The sequence below is a fragment of the Pseudomonas sp. NFR16 genome (genome assembly GCF_900108875.1).
GTDB lineage: Bacteria > Pseudomonadota > Gammaproteobacteria > Pseudomonadales > Pseudomonadaceae > Aquipseudomonas.
Map to the genome: position 1 here is coordinate 1 of NZ_FNYJ01000003.1, position 20,938 is coordinate 20,938.

Below are 20,938 nucleotides of genomic sequence, written 5' to 3' on the forward strand. Positions count from 1 at the left end.
ACACCCAAGCAATCTGCGACTCGGACGAGCACAGATTGCGGTGACTGTGAAGACGACACGCACCGAAAGTTTGCAGCATACAGGCCAGACCTGATCACATACCCGATTGGCTGAAGCGCGGCCCCAGGCCTCGGTTCGGTACCCGAATTTCTTGACGACCATAGAGCATTGGAACCACCTGATCCCATCCCGAACTCAGAAGTGAAACGATGCATCGCCGATGGTAGTGTGGGGTTTCCCCATGTGAGAGTAGGTCATCGTCAAGATTAAATTCCAGAACCCCATTTGCGAAAGCAGATGGGGTTTTGTTTTTGCGCGCGGAAAACCTCAACCGCCATCGTGCAGTCCCTGTCTGCGATGCACTCTTCCTCTGTTAGTCTTCTCTCTCTTCAAACGCCAAGGAAGCAGCTATGCCGGTGACGTCAAACCTTAATCCCGGGTTCATGGTGGTTCATGGCAACCGTCTGGATGAACTGCGCAGTCTCGTGGTGTCATGGATGCGGCGTTACCCGCTCACGCCCTTGGAGAACGAAGTCGCCTTGGTGCAGAGCAACGGGATTGCACAATGGCTCAAGCTCGCACTCGCTGAAGACGCTCAGGATGACGATCAAGGTGGATGCGGTATCGCCGCGGCAATCGATGTTCAGCTGCCGGGTAGCTTCATGTGGCAGCTGTACCGCGCGGTGCTGGGTAAGGAGCAGATTCCTGAGACGTCATTGCTGGACAAGGCGCCTTTGACCTGGCGTTTGATGAGGCTCTTGCCTGCGCTCATAGATCAACCGCACTTCGAGCCACTGCAGCGATTTCTGACCGCTGATACCGATCTGCGCAAGCGCTACCAGTTGGCCGAGCGGCTTGCGGACCTCTTCGACCAATATCAGGTTTATCGCGCAGACTGGCTGGAAGATTGGGCAGCGGGCCGGCATCAACTCAGAAACGTTAGGGGCGACGTGAAACCGCTCAAGCCCGAAAACTGCTGGCAAGCGGAATTGTGGCGTGCGCTGCTCCATGATGTTGGGGCCGAAGGCATGGCCCAGAGTCGGGCCGGTGTGCATCAGCGGTACATCGAACGTATCAACAGCCTGACCACGGCACCTGCGGGTTTGCCCGCCCGGGTGATCGTATTCGGTATCTCTTCGCTTCCAGCACAGGCGCTGGAAGCGCTCGCGGGCCTCGCGCGTTTCAGCCAGGTTTTGCTGTGCGTACATAACCCGTGCCGTCACCACTGGGCCGATATCGTGGCGGACAAGGACCTGCTGCGACACGAATACAAACGTCAGTCGAGAAAGGCCGGCATGCCTGTGGTGCTGAATCCGGACGCATTGCACCAGCACGCTCATCCGCTGCTGGCGGCGTGGGGTAAACAGGGGCGCGATTACATCAACCTGCTCGACAGCCACGATGATCCCAATAGCTACAGATCGATCTTCCGGGACGGGCGCATCGACCTGTTCAGCGAAAACGAGCCGCGCTCGATGCTGAATCAGTTGCAGGATGACATTCTCGAGCTCAGGCCATTGAGTGAAACGCGCGAGCTGTGGCCTGCGGTCGACATCAAGGTCGATCGCTCGATTCGCTTTCATGTCGCTCACAGTGCGCAGCGCGAGGTGGAGGTGTTGCACGACCAACTCCTTGCACGATTCAGCAACGATGCACAACTGCGGCCGCGCGATATCATCGTCATGGTCCCGGACATCGACAGTTATGCGCCTCATATCCGCGCGGTTTTCGGCCAGCTGGATCGAGACGACAAGCGCTTCATCCCCTTTACCTTGGCAGACCAGGGCCAGCGCGGTCGTGATCCGCTGCTTATTGCCGTCGAGCATTTGCTGAAGATCCCCGACAGCCGTTTCCCGGTGAGCGAGATTCTGGATCTGCTGGACGTGCCCGCCTTGCGAGCTCGATTCGGGATTGACGAGCGTGACCTGCCGACTTTGCATCGCTGGATTGAAGGAGCAGGGGTGCGCTGGGGGCTCAATGCCAGGCAACGCGAAGGTCTGGGTTTACCTGAGGCGCTGGAGCAGAACAGCTGGCATTTCGGTCTGCGACGCATGTTGCTGGGCTATGCAGTCGGCGCGGGGCAGGCATATGACCAGATCGAGCCGTACGATGAAATCGGCGGACTCGACGCGGCCCTGATCGGGCCGCTGGTTGCGTTGATCGATGCGCTGCAAGTCGCCCATAACGAGCTTTCGCAGCCTGCCTCGCCGCAAGTCTGGGGCGAACGGTTACACGCCCTGATGCAGCTGTTCTTCAGTGCCGAGAGCGAGCACGACGACTATTTGCTCGGCCAGTTGGAGACGTTGCGCGAAACCTGGCTGCAGACCTGTGAAACAGTCGATCTGGTCGAGATACTTCCCTTGACCGTCGTGCGTGAGGCTTGGCTGGCGGGCCTGGATCAAGGCCGGCTTTCGCAGCGCTTTCTGGCCGGCTCCGTCAACTTCTGCACCTTGATGCCCATGCGCGCGATCCCCTTCAAAGTGGTCTGCCTGCTTGGCATGAACGATGGTGATTACCCGCGTGCGCAGCCGCCGCTGGATTTTGACCTCATGGGCAGCGACTACCGCCCAGGCGACCGTTCCCGTCGGGAAGATGATCGCTATCTGTTGCTCGAAGCGCTGCTGTCTGCGCGTGACCAGCTCTATATCAGTTGGGTGGGACGCAGCATTCGCGACAATTCTGAACGGCCCGCATCGGTGCTGATCGGACAGCTGCGCGATCATCTTGCCAGTGGCTGGAGGCTGGAGGGGGCTGTCGAACCCGAGGACGCCAAAAAACGCGATCCTGGGCAACAGTTGCTGCACGCACTGACACTCGAGCACCCGTTGCAGCCGTTCAGCGCCAAGTATTTTCAGGAGAGCATGGAGTTCTTCAGTTTCGCCCGGGAATGGCAGGTCCTCCATGAGGCGGCGACGGAGGCGGCGGACGACAGGACGCTGGAAAAACATGTGCAAGAAGAGCCGTTGAGCCTGATGCAGCTGCAGGATTTTCTGCGAAACCCGGTCAAACATTTTTTCAGTCAGCGCTTGAAGATATTCTTTGAGGTCGCCGAGGCGCCGCTGGCCGATGAAGAGCCGTTCGTGCTCGACGCGCTTGAGCGCTATGGCTTGAGCGACAGTTTGCTGCAAGCCGCATTGATCGAGCCTGACAGCGTCGATGAGTCGTTGAGAGCGCAAGCAACCCGCTTGCAGAGCAGCGGGCTGCTGCCGATGGCAGGTTTCGGAACGCTGCTTCAGGATGAGTTGATCGAACCGCTGCCGGATCTGGTGCGCCGTTATCATGAGCTGCTCTTCAAATGGCCTGAGCGGCTGCACAGTGCGCTGCCGGTTGCCTACGAGCATCAAGGCGTCGAGCTCGACGGCTGGCTCGACGGCCTTTATCGGAATGGTCAGGGCGAGTTGCTGGCCGTCTCTGCGATTCCGAATTCGATTGGCGGCAAGAAGAGTCGCAAGTGGCATCGCCTGATCAGGCCGTGGGTCAATCATCTGGTGGCGTGCGCCTGCGATCTGCCGCTGACGACCGCACTGGTGGCCAGTGACGAGACGCTGCTGTTGTCGCCGCTTGACCGGGACACGGCCCGCCGTACCCTCGACGACCTGTTGCTCGCCTGGCAGCAGGGCATGCAGCGACCGTTGCCGGTTGCGGTGCAGACCGCTTTTGCGTGGCTGGGGCAGAGCGATGAAGCGAAGGCGCAGGCTGCCGCGCGCAAAACTTACGAAGGTGACGGTCAGACCACTCAAGGCGAGCGTGCGCAAAGCACCGCGCTTGCACGGCAGTTCCCGGATTTCGATGCCCTGCTGGACTCCGAGGAATTCGTGGGCTGGTGTGAGTCTTTGTACAAGCCTGTTTATGAGGCGCCCTGGCAATCGCTGTCCAGTGAGGAGGCCTGAGCATGAGCAACGCACAACAACCGCTGGCCTTGAGTTTTCCGCTGCGAGGCAGCCAACTGATCGAGGCGAGCGCCGGGACCGGCAAGACCTTCACGATTTCTGCGCTTTACTTGCGTCTGGTGCTGGGGCACGGCGGCGAGATGTCCGGTTTCGGCCAGGAACTTCTGCCGCCGCAGATTCTGGTGGTGACCTTCACTGACGCAGCCACTAAGGAGCTGCGCGATCGTATCCGCACACGCCTGGCTGAAGCCGCCCGTTTTTTCCGTCAGGAGATCGAAGCGCCCGATGCGCTGATCGCCGAGCTGCGCAATGAGTTTGCCGCCGAGCAATGGGCCGGATGCGCGAGCCGACTGGACATCGCCGCGCAATGGATGGACGAAGCGGCGGTGTCGACCATTCACAGCTGGTGTCAGCGCATGTTGCGCGAGCACGCCTTTGACAGTGGAAGCCTGTTCACCCAGAGCCTGGAAACCGATCACAGCGATCTGCTGGGCGAAGTGTTGCGCGACTACTGGCGCAAGTTCTGCTATCCCATGAGCGGCGACGCCCTCAACTGGGTGCGTGACAACTGGGGCGGACCTGCGTCGCTGTTGCCTCGCGTGCGCGCACTGTTTGGCAGCGAACGCGCCACGGTCACGCAGACGCCGACTCAGCTGATCGAGCAGTCGATCCAGGAGCGCCGCGAAACGCTGAAGATCCTGAAATCGCCGTGGGCCAACTGGGCCGCTGAACTGCACGCGATCTGCATCGACGGCGTGAACTGCAAGGTGGTCGACGGACGCAAGATGCAGGAGCGTTATTTCAGGCCCTGGTTCGACAAGCTGATTGCCTGGGCCAATGATGAGGAACAGGAGCAGCTCGACCTGGGCACCGGCTTCACCCGCCTGACGCCCGACGGCATCGCCGAAGCCTGGAAGAACAACCCTCCGTCACACCCGGCCTTTGAAGCCATGGTGGAATTGAAAGTCGCGCTCGATACGTTGCCTACGCCCGATGCCGCTGTGCTCGAGCATGCCGCGCAATGGGTTGGCGCGCGTTTCGAGGAAGAGAAAAGACGACGTGCGGAAATGGGCTTCGACGACATGCTCCTGCGTCTCGATGCAGCGCTTCGTGGGGCTGGCGGCGAGCGTCTGGCCACCTTGATTCGCGAGCAGTTCCCGGTTGCCCTGATTGACGAATTCCAGGACACCGATCCGGTGCAATACCGGATTTTCGACAGCATCTATCGCCTGGAAGCCAACGACGAAAGCACCGGACTGTTCCTGATCGGCGATCCCAAACAGGCGATCTACGCGTTTCGTGGCGCTGATATCTACACCTACCTGCGTGCGCGCTATGCGACCGCGGGGCGCTTGCACACGCTCGGTACCAACTACCGCTCCAGCCATGCGATGGTTGAGGCGGTGAACCATGTGTTCGCCCGTGCGGAGCAAAGCGTCAGCGGCCGTGGAGCTTTTCTGTTTCGCCGTGCGCACGACAATCCGGTGCCGTTCCAGGCAGTGGGTTCGCAAGGCCGCAAAGAGGTTTTTCAACTCGATGACAGCGTCGTGGCGGCGCTGAATGTCTGGCAACTGGAGAGCGATCAACCGGTTTCCGGTGCAGTTTATCGGCAGCAGATGGCGGCGAGCTGTGCGAGCGCTATCGTGCGCTTGCTCAATGCCGGTCAACAGGGCCGCGCCGGATTTGCCAGGACCGGCGAGGCGTTGAAGGGTGTGCTGCCTGCGGACATCGCGATTCTGGTGCGCGATGGCAAAGAGGCCCAGGCCGTGCGCGGCGAGCTGTCCGCGCGAGGGGTTCGCAGCGTGTATCTGTCCGACAAGGACTCGGTGTTCGCCGCTCAGGAAGCTCACGATCTCCTGGCCTGGCTCAAAGCCTGCGCCGAGCCGGACGCCGAGCGTACGCTGCGCGCTGCGTTGGCCTGCATCACGCTTGATCTGCCGCTGGCGGAGCTGGAGCTGCTCAACCAGGACGAACTGGCGTGGGAAAACCGCGTCATGCAGTTTCGCGACTACCGGCGAATCTGGCGCACGCAAGGGGTGTTGCCGATGCTGCGGCGTCTGCTTCACGACTTCAAACTGCCTCAGACGCTGGTCCAGCGCAGCGATGGCGAGCGGGTGCTGACCAACTTATTGCACTTGTCCGAGCTGATGCAGCAGGCCGCCGCTGAACTCGATGGCGAACAGGCGCTGATCCGTCATCTAAGCGAACATCTGGCATTGTCCGGTCAGGCTGGAGAAGAGCAGATACTGCGTCTGGAGAGCGACGAACAACTGGTCAAGGTTGTCACCATCCACAAGTCCAAAGGCCTGGAGTACCCGCTGGTGTTCCTGCCCTTCATTTGCTCGACCAAGCCGGTCGATGGCAGTCGCCTGCCGCTGCACTTTCATGACGCGGACGGGCATGCGCAGATCAGCCTCAAGCCGACGGCCGCGTTGATCGAGCAGGCTGACGAGGAGCGTCTGGCCGAGGATCTGCGCCTGCTGTATGTGGCACTGACGCGGGCCCAGCACGCGTGTTGGCTGGGCGTCGCCGACCTCAAGCGCGGCAATGCCAATGGCTCGATCCTGCATCGTTCGGCGCTGGGTTATCTGCTGGGCGGCGGCGAGCCGTTGGCTGAGTCGGCCGGGCTTGGTTCGTGGCTAAGGTCGCTGGCCGAAAACCAGCCGACGATGCATGTCGAGCCGATGCCTGAACCGACCGCCGAAACTTTCAGTGCGCCGCGCAGCGAAGCCGCGTTGAGCAAACCGCGCCTGCCTCGACGCAGTGCCCGAGAGAACTGGTGGATCGCGTCCTACAGTGCGCTGCGCATTGGCGACATCATTACCGACAGCGGCGATCAATCGCCCGACAGCCCGCAAGCGCAGAAGCTGTTCGATGACGAGCGACTCGATCCCGACGCCCCGCGTGAAACGCCAGCCAGTGGCGGCGACATCCATCGGTTTCCTCGTGGGCCCAATCCCGGCACCTTTCTGCACGGCTTGCTGGAATGGGCCGGCGAGAAAGGTTTCGCCGACGCCGCAGCGGACCATCAGGCGCTGGAAAAGGTCGTTGCCCAGCGCTGTAACCGACGTGACTGGAAAGGCTGGATCAATACGCTGACCGACTGGCTCAAGCATGTGCTGAGCATGCCGCTGCGTCTGGGTGAGGCTGATCAGCCGGTCGCGTTGAGCCAGCTGGATCAGCCGAACCAGTATCGGGTGGAAATGGAGTTCTGGTTCGCCTGCTCGAAAGTCGACGTGGCGCGGCTGGATGCGCTGGTGCGCCGCTATACCCATAACGGCGCTCCTCGGGCGGCGGCGGAGACGGTTTCACTGAACGGCATGTTCAAGGGCTTCATCGACCTTACGTTCGAGCATCAAGGCCGCTATTACGTGGCTGATTACAAATCCAACTGGCTGGGCGTCGACGACGATGCGTACACCGCTGCAGCGATGGAAAGCGCGATTCTGGAAAACCGCTACGACCTGCAGTACGTGCTTTATCTGCTGGCGTTGCATCGTCAGCTCAAGGCGCGGCTGGCTGATTATGACTACGACCTGCACATGGGCGGCGCGGTGTATCTGTTTGTGCGCGGCAGTCTTGCAGCCAGTCAGGGCGCATGGTTTACCCGCCCGCCGCGCGAACTGATCGAAGGGCTTGACCGGTTGTTTCAGGGACGCGCCGCGCTTGAAGACGATGTGCTGTCTGGAGAATTCGCATGAACCGCACCTTTGCCCATCTGCTGCCCACCGCGCTGGACGCCGACAGCCTCGCGTCGCTCAAACCACTGAGCCGCGTCGAGGATCTGCTGTTGTTGCTCGAGCGCTGGGTCGAGCGCGGCTGGCTGCGCGCGCTCGACAAAGCGTTCGTGGCGTTTCTGGCCGATCTGGATCCGGCGGCGGACTCGCTGGTGCTGTTGGCCGCGGCGCTCACGAGTCATCAGTTAGGCCACGGTCACGTGTGTCTGGACTTGTACGAGACGCTTAAGGAACCGGACTTCGCACTGTCGCTGCCGCCGGAAGGCGATGTGTTGTCGACGCCGATGCTGCTGCCGTCTACGCTGCTCAAGGCGCTGGATGGCGCGACCTGGTGTCAGGCACTCGCCGGCAGCAAGCTGGTTGCGCTGGCTGGCGATCATTCCGATGCCGCCGCGCAGAAACCCTTGGTGTTATCCGATCGGCGTCTGTATTTGCGCCGCTACTGGACCTATGAGCGTAGGATCGACGCGGCGCTGCATCGCCGTCTGGCGCAGGCCGAACCTGCACCGGTTGATCTTGCCCAGCGTCTGGACGCGCTGTTCGGTCCGGCGAACCACGCCGCCGACGCTTTGATCGACTGGCAGAAACTGGCCTGCGCGCTGGCGACGCGCGGTGCGTTCAGCATCATCACCGGTGGCCCGGGAACCGGGAAAACCACCACGGTCGTGCGCCTGCTTGCGCTGCTCCAGTCGCCGGCAGTGGAGAGCGGCAAGCCATTACGCATTCGTCTGGCCGCGCCGACCGGCAAGGCGGCCGCGCGGTTGACCGAGTCGATCAGCCATCAGGTTCAGTCGCTGCAGGTGGCCGAAGCGGTGCGTCAGAAGATTCCCAGCGACGTGACCACCGTTCACCGTTTGCTGGGCAGTCGTCCCGGCACGCGGCATTTCCGTCATCACGCCGGCAATCCGCTGCCGCTGGATGTGCTGGTGGTCGATGAAGCGTCGATGATCGATCTGGAAATGATGACCAATCTGCTGGACGCCTTGCCGCCGCATGCGCGCATGGTGCTGCTCGGCGACAAGGATCAACTTGCCTCGGTCGAGGCCGGTGCCGTGCTGGGCGATTTGTGCCGCGACGCCGAAGCGGGAATGTACAGCCCGCAGACGCAGGCGTGGCTGGAGTCGGTCAGTGGCGAGGACCTGAGCAGAAGCGGTTTGCAGCAGGGCGACGACGTGCGACATGCACTCGCTCAACAGGTGGTGATGTTGCGCCATTCCCGCCGTTTCGTTGCAGGCAGCGGCATTGGTCAACTGGCCAGACTGGTCAATCAGCAACAGGATCAGGACGCGCGCGCGATTCTGCTCAATGGTGGCTACAAGGACCTGTATTCATTGGCCCTCAAGGGCGAGCATGACCGTGCGTTGTCGCGCCTGTTGCTCGACGGCCACGGCAATGGGCCGCAAGGCTATCGCCATTATCTGGCCGTGATGCACGCGCAGCGGCCGCAGGGTCTGACCTCGATCGACGACCCTCGCTGTATCGAGTGGGCGCGCCAGGTGTTGACTGCGTTCGATGCGTTTCAACTGCTCTGTGCTGTACGTAAAGGGCCTTGGGGCGTCGAAGGGCTGAATCAGCGCATCACACAGACGTTGTTTGCCGCCCAGCTGATCGAAAGCGATCAGCAATGGTACGAAGGTCGTCCGGTGTTGATGACGCGCAACGATTACGGCCTGGGCTTGATGAACGGCGACATCGGCATCGCGCTGCGGCTTCCCGAGGGGGCGCCCGAGGAAAATCGTCAGGCGCTGCGCGTGGCGTTTCCGCGCAATGACGGCGCCGGTGGCGTGCGTTTTGTGCTGCCGAGCCGACTCAACGATGTGGAAACGGTGTATGCGATGACGGTACACAAATCCCAGGGTTCGGAATTTGCGCACACCGCGTTGATCCTGCCCGAGGCATTGAACCCGGTGCTGACCAAGGAGTTGATCTACACCGGCATCACGCGGGCGAAGAACTGGTTCAGCCTGATCGAGCCGCGTCACGGCGTCTTCGAAGAGGCCTTGCGGCGCAAGGTCAAGCGTCTGAGCGGGTTGATGCTGGCGTAAGGCACCCTCTTCGGGATGCCTGCATGAGCGATGCGATCTGGCGCGCAGCGGCAGCAGAATCGGATGACGCGGCGCATCAGGCAGACCGCATAGCCCGGGTTTACGACGACGGCGTCGCCGATCGCGGGACAAGCCACGCTCCCACGGCTAGTGCGTTCGACACAAAACCTGACAACGCCACGAATCCCTTGTAGGAGCGTGGCTTGCCCGCGATCTGGCGCGCAGCGGCAGCAGAATCGGATGACGCGGCGCATCAGGCAGACCGCATAGCCCGGATTCACGACGACTGCGTCGCCGATCGCGGGACAAGCCACGCTCCCACAGGTTTTGCTTTCGACACAAAACCTGACACCGCCACGAATCCCTTGTAGGAGCGTGGCTTGCCCGCGATCTGGCGCGCATCGGCAGCAGAATCGGATGACGCGGCGCATCAGGCAGACCGCATAGCCCGGATTCACGACGACTGCGTCGCCGATCGCGGGACAAGCCACGCTCCCACAGGTTTTGCTTTCGACGCAAATTCCGGCAACGCCACAAATCCCTTGTAGGAGCGCGCTTGCCCGCGATCTGGCGCGCAGCGGCAGCAGAATCGGATGACGCGGCGCATCAGGCAGGCCGCATAGCCCGGATTCACGACGACTGCGTCGCCGATCGCGAGCAAGCTCGCTCCCGCAGGGATTGAGGTGTTCTGAAGTTGTGCGTTCAGGTTGAGCAAAACGCATTGCCCAACTCGACACGCCCGAAGCTGGCGCCTTCATCCAGCGGGGTGATGGTGGCCAGTTGGTCAAGCCGTACCTCTTCGGGACCGTCGGCGAATTGCAGGAATTCTTCCTTGCTCGGCGCCGTTCGGGTGGTGGTCGGCCGGGCCTCGAAGGTCGTGCCATCGACCAGCTCGACCCTCAGCCGATAGCCGTGCATGCAGGCGATCTCCAGGTAATCATAGAGATCGCAGTTGAGCGGTTGATAACGGTCCATTTCAGACTCCCTGCAACGAGATGCGTGTATCGTGAAAGCTCCACGATAGTCGCTCACGCCTCCTTGCGCACGGGCGCCGGCTGATTGAATGTGCCGTCCAGGCCCATGAACTTGCGCACCCGCTCGCCGCACTGATCGGCGAGGATGGTCTGCGGCGCTGCGTCGACCTGTACGACGCCGTTCTCCATGAAAATCACCCGGTCGGATATCGACAAGGCGAAGTCCATTTCGTGGGTGACGATGAGCATGGTCATGCCCTCTTTTGCCAGGTCGCCGATGACCTTCAGCACGTCGCCGACCAGCTCAGGGTCCAGCGCCGACGTCGGTTCGTCGAACAGCATGATCTGCGGGTCCATCGCCAGGGCACGCGCGATCGCGACGCGTTGTTGCTGGCCGCCCGAGAGCTGATGCGGATATTTCTGCGCGTGCGCCAGCAGGCCGACCTTGTCGAGCAGCGCGTAGGCGCGTTGTTCGCTGATGCCTTTGTCGCGACCGTGATAGCGCGGCGCCAGGGTCACGTTGTCGAGAATGGTGCGATGGGGAAACAGGTTGAAGTTCTGGAAGACCATCCCGATACGTTGCACGCCACGGCGGATCTGCGGAGCGTTCGGGCTGTCGCCGGCGTGGATGAACCCCTCACCGAAAAGGATGATCTCGCCCTTGTCGATGGTTTCCAGGCTGTTAATGGTGCGAATCAAGGAAGTCTTGCCGGAGCCAGACGGGCCGATGATGGAAATCACCTCGCCAGCGTTCACGTCCAGATCGATGCCCTTGAGCACTTCATGCTGCCCGTAACGTTTATGGATGTTCACCAGCTGCAAGGCCGGGGCGGAACCTGGGCCGGTATCGGCCTGGCGCACTTTGGCTGGCTGGGCCACCAGGCTTGCACGCAAGCGTGTGAGGGCCGCGTCATCCAGCGTCTGTGGCTTGCGGTTATTCAGTTCCAGGTGCTGTTCGAGCCAGTGAAACAGCCAGCCGAACACGGTCACGATCATCACGTAATACACCGCGACTGCCGACAGCGTTTCCATGACCAGGAAGTTTTGCGCATACAGGCGCTGGCCGACGGTGAGCAACTCGGTCAGGGAAATGACTGACACCAGCGAGGTCAGTTTCACTACGGTGATGTATTCGTTGATGAGGGTCGGCAGGGAAATACGGAACGCCTGTGGGATCACGATCAGACGCTGCATGCCGATCAGGCCCACGCCCAATGCCCGGCCTGCTTCTTTCTGGCCCTTGGCAACCGAGATCAGCCCGCCCCGATGAATTTCCGCCATATAGGCCGCTTCGGTGACCACCAACGCCAGCAGGCCGGAATAGAACGGGTTGGACAGCACGTCGCGGGTGATCGGAAACATCTGCGGCAGGTTGTAAGTGAAGACCACCAGCACCAGCAACGGAACGCTGCGGAAGAACCAGATATAAATGGACGCCGGCACACTGATCCAGCGCGCGGTCGACAGCTTGGCCGAGGCCAGCAGAAACCCCAACAGCATGCCGATGAACCAGCCCAGCGCGCTGAGCTCGATGACGGTAATGCAGGATTCCCAGAAGTCCGAGACCGAGAACAGAGAAAAAAAGTAGGACCATTCGAATTGCATACACACACCTCAGCGGGGCCGGGCCCAGCGGGGAAATCTCTATCCAGAGCGATTTCTGTAGGAGTGAGCTTGCTCGCGATGGCGTTGAATCAGTCAACATTGATATGTCTGACCAAGCGCCATCGCGAGCAAGCTCACTCCTACAGGGGTTAAGCGTCAGCCCTTAATTGCTAGGCTCTTCCAGGTTGTACTTCTTCAGCAGCGCTGCGTATTCACCGGATTTCCTGGTTTCTTCGAAGGCTTTGAGCAGTGCCTGATACAGCTCGTCGTTGCCCTTCTTCACGTAGACGCCCAAGGTTTGCTGGTAAATCGAGTGCTCGGTGCTGACCACCACGCGGCCTTTGGTGCGCTCGGCGATCATGCCGGCGGCGCCGTCGATCTCCACTTGCGCCTGAACGTTGCCGGAGAGCAGCGCCTGGGTCACTTCAGGGGCGGACGGGAACTCACTGACCGAGATCGCGCCCTTGTTGTTCGGCACGCAATATTCAGCGGACAGCTTGTTGAACTGGGCGACCCAGGTGGTGCCTTTTTCCAGACCGACTTTCAGTCCGCAGAGGTCTTCCGGCACCTTGGGTTTAACGGGGCTGTCCTTGAGCACCATGATCGCGGCGCCGGTCTTGGCGTAGGCGATGGTTTGCGCCTGGGTCTGACGCTCGGGCGTGATGTACATCCCGGAGATGATGGCATCGTAGTGACCGGCGTTGAGGCTCAGGATCAGGCTGGAGAATTTGGTGTCGACGAACTCTGGCTTGAGGTCCATGTGCTTGGCCAGCAGGCGCGACAGGTCCGGGTCGGCACCGACGACGTTTTTCTTCTCGTCATAGGATTCGAACGGCGGATAGGTGATTTCCATGCCGACTTTGAACTGGCCGGGTGTCACGGTGGTGGCGGCGTGAGCCAATGTCCCGAAAACGCTCGCGCCAAGCACGGCACTGGCCAGAACGGTCAAGCGGACAGTAGTGTTCAAAGTGTTGCGCATCGTCGGTGACTCCACGTCAGGAAGGTAAGGCACGGTGTGTGTTGACAGCTTGTTGAGCATCAGGACGCGTCCTGTGCCTGATGCTTCAAATGGCCGAAGCTCGATGGCTTGCGCGCCTTTTCGTACAGCTTGAGCTCGCCGCTCTCGACCTTGCGCCGCAGGTATTGATAGGTCTGCAGCGCCTGGCCGAACATGTGTTCGCCGATGGTGATCGCTTCGTATTCGGTGCTTCCATTGCCGACCCCTTCGTTTACAAAGGCAGGCAATGGCTTGATCTGGGTGTGGAAGTCACAGGCGAAGAAGAGCGGAAATGAATAGCGCTCTTCGCTTACGGTGCGTACCCGATGAGCCGTAGCAACGAACGTACCAGCGGTCATCACCTCCAGCATGTCGCCGATGTTGACCACAAACGCGCCGTCGACAGGTGGTGCGTCGATCCACTGGCCAAGATCGTTCATCACCTCAAGGCCGGGCTTGTCGGCCAGCAGCATGGTGAAGCACTCGTAATCGGTGTGTGCACCAATACCGGGCGCGTCTTGCGCGGCGTCGTCGAAGGGATAGTGAATCAGTCGCAGCTTGGAAGGAGGGCGCGTCACCATCGCCTCGAAATAGCCTTCTTCAAGCCCTAGCGCGAGTGCGAATCCGTCGAACAGCCGACGTCCCAGCGCGAACACGGCCGCGTAATACGCTTCGACGGCGGCACGGAAACCCGGCAGGTCCGGCCATTCGTTGGCGCCGATCAGCGGGGTTTTGGCGATCACCAGCGGATCGTCGTCGCCGACCTCGAAGCCGATGTCGAACGCCTCCTTGTGATCCGGCTTGCCTTTGGCGTACACCTCTTCGCCCTCGGGCACGAAGCCCTTGTGGCTGCGCGACGTGCCGATGTAATACTGCATCTTGTACGCCAACGACTGGGCGAAAAGGTCTTTCGCGGCCTGACGCAGGCCGTCGATCAGCGATTGCTCGATGCCGTGGTTCTTGATGTACAGAAACCCCACCTCGCGCGCAGCCTTGCCCAGCTCATCGGCCACGGCCTGACGCCGGGTGATGTCCGCACTGAACAGACCGGCGATGTCGACCACCGGGATGCTGTTGAAGTTGGCGACTTTCGGGGTCGCCGCTTGAGATTGATCCGGCATGGCGAAACGCTCCTTATCGGCTTGTTGTGTGAGTGAAGCGCTGAAAGTGTTCGCGCTCGGCCTGGCCCATCCACACGTTCAGCGACCACAGATCGGCCACCGGGACGTTGGTGAAAGGCAAGTGATGCAGATAGCCGTCCGCACCGAATTCCGGGGTCAGGGTCGTGACCTGGTAGCCGCGCGCTTGCTGGGATTTCCAGACGGCTTCCCAGTGCTGCTGATGGAAGGCCAGTTCCCGGGCGCGCTCCGGCCCGGCGGGATGCGGAACTTGCGGACCCTGGTCGTAACCGACGCGAGCCTGAATGTGATGGACGCGCTCGACGAAGGCGCTCAGATCATCTTCGGGATCATCGAGCAGGCGCTCGCACGTTACGATCCAGTGGCTGATGTCGCTGGTGAAGCGCAGGTCCGGCAACTGTCGGATCAGTTCCAGCGTCACCCACGGGTTGAACAGCGAGCGGGCGCGATGGGTTTCGAAGGTGACCGTCTGCCCATGTTTGCGCGCCAGCTCCAGCGCCTGGCCGAAGAAGTCGACTTGCTGGGGCAACTGCCAGCGGTCGTTGCCGGCCAGCACGTTGACGAAACGCGGATTCAGCTCCGTGGACCAGTCGAGTTTCTTTTCCAGATCGGTGAGATGCTCGGCCGTGGTGGCCGATTGTTCGGGCAGGACGTCGTAGGCGGTGAAGACGGTCGCGATGTAGGGCAACTGGTTGGCGCGCAGAAAGGCGCCGAATTCGGCCCGCTCGACAGGCGTCAGCGGCAGGCGCGCTTCCATGCCGTCGAACCCGGCCTCCAGCAGTTCATCCAGCGCTTGAGCCTTGCTGGCGGTGTAGCCCCACATCGTGCGGAAGATTTCCAGTTTCATCGAACGTCCCCAAAGATTGCGTCTTGCGACTGACACATGACATAGCGTCGCCACGGCACACGGGCCGAAACGGGTACAGCGGCAGTCACATCAGAAAAGGCAATCTTCGGGCCGTGTCTCTACTGGACGGGCTCCTTTATTGGAGGCGATCTTAGGATCGGCCGATGAACGGAAAGAATAGGAAAGCTCAAATGCATAGTTCAGAGATTTCTAAACTATGGCGGCGAGGGCCAATCCAGGCCTGCCGTGATGCGGCCCAAACCCTGCAAATCAGTCGATAAACGTCATCGCCCGGCTTTCCCCTCGCAAGAACGCCTGGTTCTGCTCGGTGGTTGTGCGGATGTAATCCCACAGCAGCGTAATCCGCTTGAGCTTGCGCAGGTCTTCGCGGCAATACATCCAGAACTGGCGCGTGATGTTCACTTCGCTTTCCAGTACCGGCAGCAGGCGCGGGTCCTGGGCTGCGAGGAAACACGGCAGGATCGCCAGCGCCCGGCCTTGCAGCGCAGCAACGTACTGAGCAATGACGCTGGTGCTGCGCAGATGGGCCTGGGCGCCGGGCAGCAGGTTGCTCAGGTACAGCAGCTCCGAGCTGAACGCCAGGTCGTCGACGTAGCTGATAAATGGGTGATTGGCGAGGTCTTCGGCCTTTTGTATGGGCGCGTGGGTGTCCAGATAATTCTGGGTCGCATACAGGCGCAAGGTGTAGTCGCACAGTTTGCAGCACACGTAGGGGCCGTGTTCCGGACGCTCAAGCGCGATGACGATGTCGGCCTCGCGCTTGGACAGGCTGATGAAGTGCGGCAGTGGCAGGATGTCGACCGAGATGGCCGGGTAGTGGTCGGTGAAGTGGCTCAGCTGCGGCGTGATGAAAAAACTGCCGAAACCTTCGGTACAGCCCATGCGCACGTGACCTGAGAGGGCCACGCCCGAGCCGGAAACCTGTTCGCAGGCGATGTGCAGCGTGCTTTCGATGGACTCCGCCGAGCCTAAAAGACGCTGACCTTCAGCGGTCAACACGAAGCCATTGTTACGCGACTTTTCGAACAGCAGCGTGCCGAGCGAGGCTTCCAATGAGCTGATCCGTCGCGACACGGTGGTGTAGTCGACCGCCAGGCGTTTTGCTGCGGAACTGGCTTTGCGCGTGCGTGCAACCTCCAGAAAAAACTTCAAGTCATCCCAGTTCAACGCGCTCAGGGACGTGATGTTTTTTTGCATGTTGAACCTGCTTTTATGTGCGTTCTTGTTAGAAGTTTGCACATCTATACTCCGAAGCAAGGTGCAATCCAAGTCAACAGCGCTAGCACTGATATCGGCAAAACACAGGCCTTGCAGGAGCGCGTTTGTCCGCGAATGCGGAATGTCAGCCGCTGAAGTCGTTTCCGACAGACATCATTCGCAGGCGCGCGCTCCTACAGTCGTCATCAGAAATGCGGAGACATGCGCCCCACTCAAAATCGCAACAACCCAACGCCATAACACCCTGCACAACAATAAATAAGCGGAGGAGTTTATGAAGAACGCTATAACGGCGGACACCGGCGCAATCGCTGCCGGCACCGCCACCCGTCACGCTAAATCCTACCGGCTTGCCGGCGCCGCGAGCATGGCCGGCACGACCATCGAGTGGTACGACTTTTTCCTCTACGGCACTGCCGCCGCGCTCATTTTCAACAAGATTTTCTTTCCCGCACTGGACCCCATCATTGGCGTGCTCGCTGCTTTCGCCACCTACGCGGTGGGTTTTCTCGGGCGGCCGTTGGGCGGCATCGTGTTCGGCCACTTCGGCGACAAGATCGGCCGCAAGTCGATGCTGCTGTTCACCCTGATGCTGATGGGGATTCCCACGATCATCATCGGCCTGATTCCCACGTATCAGCAGATTGGCTATTGGGCAGCGGTCATCCTGGTGGCGATGCGGTTTCTGCAGGGGATGGCGGTTGGAGGCGAATGGGGCGGGGCGGTGCTGATGGCCGTCGAACACGCGCCCGAGGGCAAGAAAGGCTTCTATGGCAGCCTGCCGCAAACCGGAGTGGGCGCCGGACTGGTGCTGGCTTCGCTGGCGATGGCGATGGTCGCCAGACTGCCCGAAGCGGACATGCTCAGTTGGGGCTGGCGCATCCCGTTTCTGGCCAGCGTCGTGCTGCTGGGCGTGGGTTGGCTGATTCGCCTCAAGGTCCCCGAATCGCCTGATTTCGAGAAACTGAAGAAGGATAACGTCTCGGTCAAGGTGCCGCTGTTCAAGGTATTTCGCGAGCACCCCAGAGAAACCCTGACGATCATCGGCGCGCGCACGGCCGAGAACGCCTGGTTCTATATGTCGGTGACCTTCGCCCTCGCTTACGCCGCCAATCAGTTGCAGATTCCCCGCGCCGATGTGCTGGGCGCGATTACCGCAGGTGCTGCGTTGTCGCTGGTGACCATGCCGTTGTGCGGACACATTTCTGACCGGGTCGGGCAGAAGCGTCTGTATTTCGCCGGCCTGTTGCTGCTCTGCGCGTTTGTCTACCCCTTCTTCGCCATGCTGGGCACCCGCGATCCTGTGCTTGTCTGGTGGGCAATGGTGCTCGCGGTCGGTGTGGTCTTTCCGATCCTGTATGCGCCGGAATCGCTGTTGTTCGCCCGCCAGTTCCCTGCGCAGATCCGCTACAGCGGCATTTCGGTGTCGGTGCAACTGGCCGGCGTATTGGGCGGCGGCTTTGCGCCGATGATCGCCACACAATTGCTGGCGATGGGGGGCGGTGAGCCGCATTACGTGATCGCGTACCTGATCGCAATGGCGCTGATTGCGCTGGTCTGCACCGCGTTGATGAAGCGCGATCCGGTTCGCACCCCCTCGGCCTGAATCATGAGCTTTCGGCGGTCGAGCAAGGCCGCCGCTCGAATGGAGCATTCTGAAATGAACGTATCACTTGGCAACGTTTCACCTGCCCGGAGCTCGACCGACGTGGCCCGCGTAAAAATGCTGATCAATGGCGAGTGGGTTGAATCGCAGACCGGCGAATGGCTCGATGTGATCAATCCGGCGACCCAGCAAGTCCTGGCCCAAGTGCCTTTTGCCACTGGCGCTGAAGTCGATGCCGCCGTGGCCGCCGCGCAGAAGGCTTTCAAGACGTGGCGCGACACGCCGATCGGCGCACGCATGCGCATCATGCTCAAGCTTCAGGCGCTGATCCGCGAGCACTCCAAACGCATTGCCGAGGTGCTCAGTGCCGAGCAGGGCAAGACCCTCGCGGATGCCGAAGGCGATATTTTCCGCGGCCTGGAAGTGGTCGAACACGCGTGTTCAATCGGCACCCTGCAGATGGGTGAGTTTGCGGAAAACGTGGCGGGCGGCGTCGACACGTACACGCTGCGGCAGCCCATCGGCGTCTGCGCGGGCATCACGCCGTTCAACTTCCCGGCGATGATTCCGCTGTGGATGTTTCCGATGGCCATCGCGTGCGGCAACACCTTCGTGCTCAAACCGTCAGAGCAGGACCCGATGTCGACCATGTTGCTGGTGGAGCTGGCGGTGGAGGCGGGTGTGCCCGCCGGCGTGCTCAATGTGGTTCATGGCGGCAAGGAGGTGGTCGACGCGATCTGTACGCACAAGGACATCAAGGCGATTTCCTTCGTCGGTTCGACCGCTGTCGGCACCCATGTGTATGAACTGGCCGGTCGGCATGGCAAGCGCGTGCAATCGATGATGGGCGCCAAGAACCACGCGGTCGTCCTGCCCGATGCCAATCGCGAGCAGACCCTCAACGCGCTGGTGGGCGCAGGTTTCGGCGCTGCTGGCCAGCGCTGCATGGCAACGTCGGTGGTGGTGATGGTCGGGGCGTCGAAACAGTGGATTCCTGACCTGAAGGCGCTGGCGCAGAAGCTCAAGGTTAATGCAGGCAGCGAACCTGGCACCGACGTCGGACCGGTCATCTCCCGGCGCGCCAGACAGCGGATCCTCGATTTGATCGAAAGCGGCGTGAAAGAGGGGGCCAGGCTGGAGCTCGACGGCCGTGACATCAAGGTCGCGGGCTACGAAAACGGTAACTTCGTCGGCCCCACGCTGTTCACCGGCGTGACCACTCAGATGCAGATCTACACTCAGGAAATCTTCGGCCCCGTGCTGGTCGTGCTGGAGGTCGACACGCTGGATCAGGCGATCGAACTGGTCAACGCCAATCCGTTCGGCAACGGCGTCGGCCTGTTCACCCAGAGCGGCGCAGCGGCGCGTAAATTCCAGAATGAAATCGACATCGGTCAGGTCGGCATCAACATTCCGATCCCCGTGCCTGTTCCGTTCTTCAGCTTCACGGGCTCGCGCGGCTCCAAACTCGGCGATCTCGGCCCGTACGGCAAACAGGTGGTGCAGTTCTACACTCAGACCAAGACCGTCACCAGCCGATGGTTCGATGACGACAGCGTGAATGACGGCGTGAACACGACGATCAACTTGCGCTGAGTCTGGTGCAACTCGATCGTGTGGGCGCGAGCTGGCTCGCGAATGGTTCTGTCAGCCGACAGCGCGGCGGTGTCCGGGCAAAGTCTTCATCCGGCCGCGGCCCCGACCAGGCTCGCCCCGTAGCGATCGGTGTCACGCGGCTGGCGCAGTGGCGCGGGCAAGGTGATTCACACGCAGAGCTGAATCTGAAAAAGGAATGACACCATGAAAATCGCATTCATCGGTCTGGGCAACATGGGCGCGCCGATGGCGCGGAACCTGATTCGGGCCGGTCATCAATTGCACCTGTTCGACCTTAACACCCAAGTGCTGGCGGAGCTCGCCGAACTGGGCAGTCGCATCAGCGAGTCGCCGAAACACGCGGCACAAGGCGCGGAACTGGTGATCACCATGCTGCCCGCCGCGGCCCATGTGCGGGCCGTTTACCTCAACGACGATGGCGTGCTGGCCGGGATCGCTTCCGGCGTTCCTGCCGTCGATTGCAGCACGATCGATCCACAGACCATTCGGGACGTCGCCACCGCTGCGGCCAGACAAGGCGTGGTCGTCGGCGATGCACCTGTGTCGGGCGGGACCGGTGGCGCGCAGGCCGGGACGCTGACGTTCATGGTGGGCGCCAGTCTTGAGCACTTCACCGTGCTCAAGCCCATTCTCGCGCAGATGGGGCGCAACATCGTGCACTGCGGCGAGGTCGGCACCGGGCAGATCGCCAAAATCTGCAACAACATGCTCTTGGGCATTTCCATGATTGGCGTCGCCGAAGCGATGGCCCTGGGGGATCGGCTGGGTATCGACACGGCGATTCTGGCCAACATCATCAACAGTTCGACCGGGCGGTGCTGGAGTTCGGAAATGTATAACCCGTGGCCCGGGATTGTCGAAACCGCCCCGGCCTCGCGAGGGTATACCGGTGGCTTCGGCGCCGAGCTGATGCTCAAGGACCTGGGCCTCGCCACCGAAGCGGCGAGGGTCGCCCGCCAGCCCGTCATTCTGGGAGCCATCGCGCAGCAGTTGTATCAGGCGATGAGTTTACGCGGCGACGGCGGCAAGGATTTTTCGGCGGTAATCGAGGCGTACATCAAGAAGGGCTGATGTGCATCAGGATGGGAGATTGCTCGCGAAGACGTGACGCAAAACCTGTGAGAGCGGTGGCTTGTCCCGCGATCGTCGACGCAGTTGTCGTAAACCCGGGCTATGCGGTCTGCCTGATGCACCGCGTCGTTCGATTCTGCTGCCGCTGCGCGCCAGATCGCGGGCAAGCCA

12 protein-coding genes and 1 rRNA gene are annotated in these 20,938 nt (G+C 61.2%); 7 read left to right on the forward strand and 6 right to left on the reverse strand.

The annotated features are described in order from the left end of the window. The first annotated feature begins 150 nt into the window (after positions 1-150). The 4 genes from rrf (at position 151) to recD (ending at position 9,672) form a co-directional block, all read left to right on the forward strand. A 5S ribosomal RNA gene (gene rrf, locus BMZ10_RS13040) occupies positions 151-266 on the forward strand. Between the two features lie 144 nt (positions 267-410). Then, complete coding sequence (gene recC, locus BMZ10_RS13045; RefSeq protein WP_093462637.1) at positions 411-3,890, forward strand: exodeoxyribonuclease V subunit gamma; 3,480 nt, start codon at positions 411-413, stop codon at positions 3,888-3,890. A gap of 2 nt (positions 3,891-3,892) precedes the next feature. Beyond that, positions 3,893-7,591, forward strand: coding sequence for an exodeoxyribonuclease V subunit beta (recB, locus tag BMZ10_RS13050; protein WP_093462640.1), 3,699 nt, complete (start codon positions 3,893-3,895; stop codon positions 7,589-7,591). Next, positions 7,588-9,672 (forward strand): exodeoxyribonuclease V subunit alpha, encoded by a 2,085-nt coding sequence (gene recD, locus BMZ10_RS13055; RefSeq protein ID WP_093462643.1) that lies wholly within the window; start codon positions 7,588-7,590, stop codon positions 9,670-9,672. Before recB ends, recD begins: the two co-directional genes overlap by 4 nt. 702 nt (positions 9,673-10,374) lie before the next feature. Here recD and BMZ10_RS13065 read toward each other — a convergent pair. The 6 genes from BMZ10_RS13065 to BMZ10_RS13090 form a co-directional block, all read right to left on the reverse strand. After that, entirely contained in the window at positions 10,375-10,647 is a 273-nt protein-coding gene (locus tag BMZ10_RS13065; RefSeq protein WP_093462649.1) for a Rho-binding antiterminator, read from the reverse strand. A gap of 53 nt (positions 10,648-10,700) precedes the next feature. After that, positions 10,701-12,251: an amino acid ABC transporter permease/ATP-binding protein gene (locus tag BMZ10_RS13070; RefSeq protein WP_093462654.1), complete on the reverse strand. Its 1,551-nt coding sequence runs from the start codon at positions 12,249-12,251 to the stop codon at positions 10,701-10,703. Between the two features lie 163 nt (positions 12,252-12,414). After that, positions 12,415-13,230: an ABC transporter substrate-binding protein gene (locus tag BMZ10_RS13075; RefSeq protein ID WP_093464126.1), complete on the reverse strand. Its 816-nt coding sequence runs from the start codon at positions 13,228-13,230 to the stop codon at positions 12,415-12,417. A 59-nt stretch (positions 13,231-13,289) separates the two neighbouring features. After that, positions 13,290-14,369: an isopenicillin N synthase family dioxygenase gene (locus BMZ10_RS13080; protein ID WP_093462656.1), complete on the reverse strand. Its 1,080-nt coding sequence runs from the start codon at positions 14,367-14,369 to the stop codon at positions 13,290-13,292. 13 nt (positions 14,370-14,382) lie between these two features. Further along, positions 14,383-15,234 carry a sugar phosphate isomerase/epimerase family protein gene (locus tag BMZ10_RS13085; RefSeq protein ID WP_093462660.1) on the reverse strand — a complete coding sequence of 284 codons (852 nt, stop codon included), beginning with the start codon at positions 15,232-15,234 and terminating at the stop codon, positions 14,383-14,385. Between the two features lie 270 nt (positions 15,235-15,504). Beyond that, positions 15,505-16,452: a LysR family transcriptional regulator gene (locus BMZ10_RS13090; protein ID WP_093462662.1), complete on the reverse strand. Its 948-nt coding sequence runs from the start codon at positions 16,450-16,452 to the stop codon at positions 15,505-15,507. A 295-nt stretch (positions 16,453-16,747) separates the two neighbouring features. Here BMZ10_RS13090 and BMZ10_RS13095 point away from each other — a divergent pair, with 295 nt between their 5' ends. The 3 genes from BMZ10_RS13095 (at position 16,748) to mmsB (ending at position 20,767) form a co-directional block, all read left to right on the forward strand. Next, positions 16,748-18,079 (forward strand): MFS transporter, encoded by a 1,332-nt coding sequence (locus BMZ10_RS13095; protein WP_093462664.1) that lies wholly within the window; start codon positions 16,748-16,750, stop codon positions 18,077-18,079. A 54-nt stretch (positions 18,080-18,133) separates the two neighbouring features. Next, complete coding sequence (locus tag BMZ10_RS13100; protein WP_093462666.1) at positions 18,134-19,675, forward strand: CoA-acylating methylmalonate-semialdehyde dehydrogenase; 1,542 nt, start codon at positions 18,134-18,136, stop codon at positions 19,673-19,675. 204 nt (positions 19,676-19,879) lie between these two features. After that, positions 19,880-20,767, forward strand: a complete 888-nt coding sequence (gene mmsB, locus BMZ10_RS13105) for a 3-hydroxyisobutyrate dehydrogenase (protein ID WP_093462668.1) — start codon at positions 19,880-19,882, stop codon at positions 20,765-20,767. Positions 20,768-20,938: the final 171 nt, after the last annotated feature.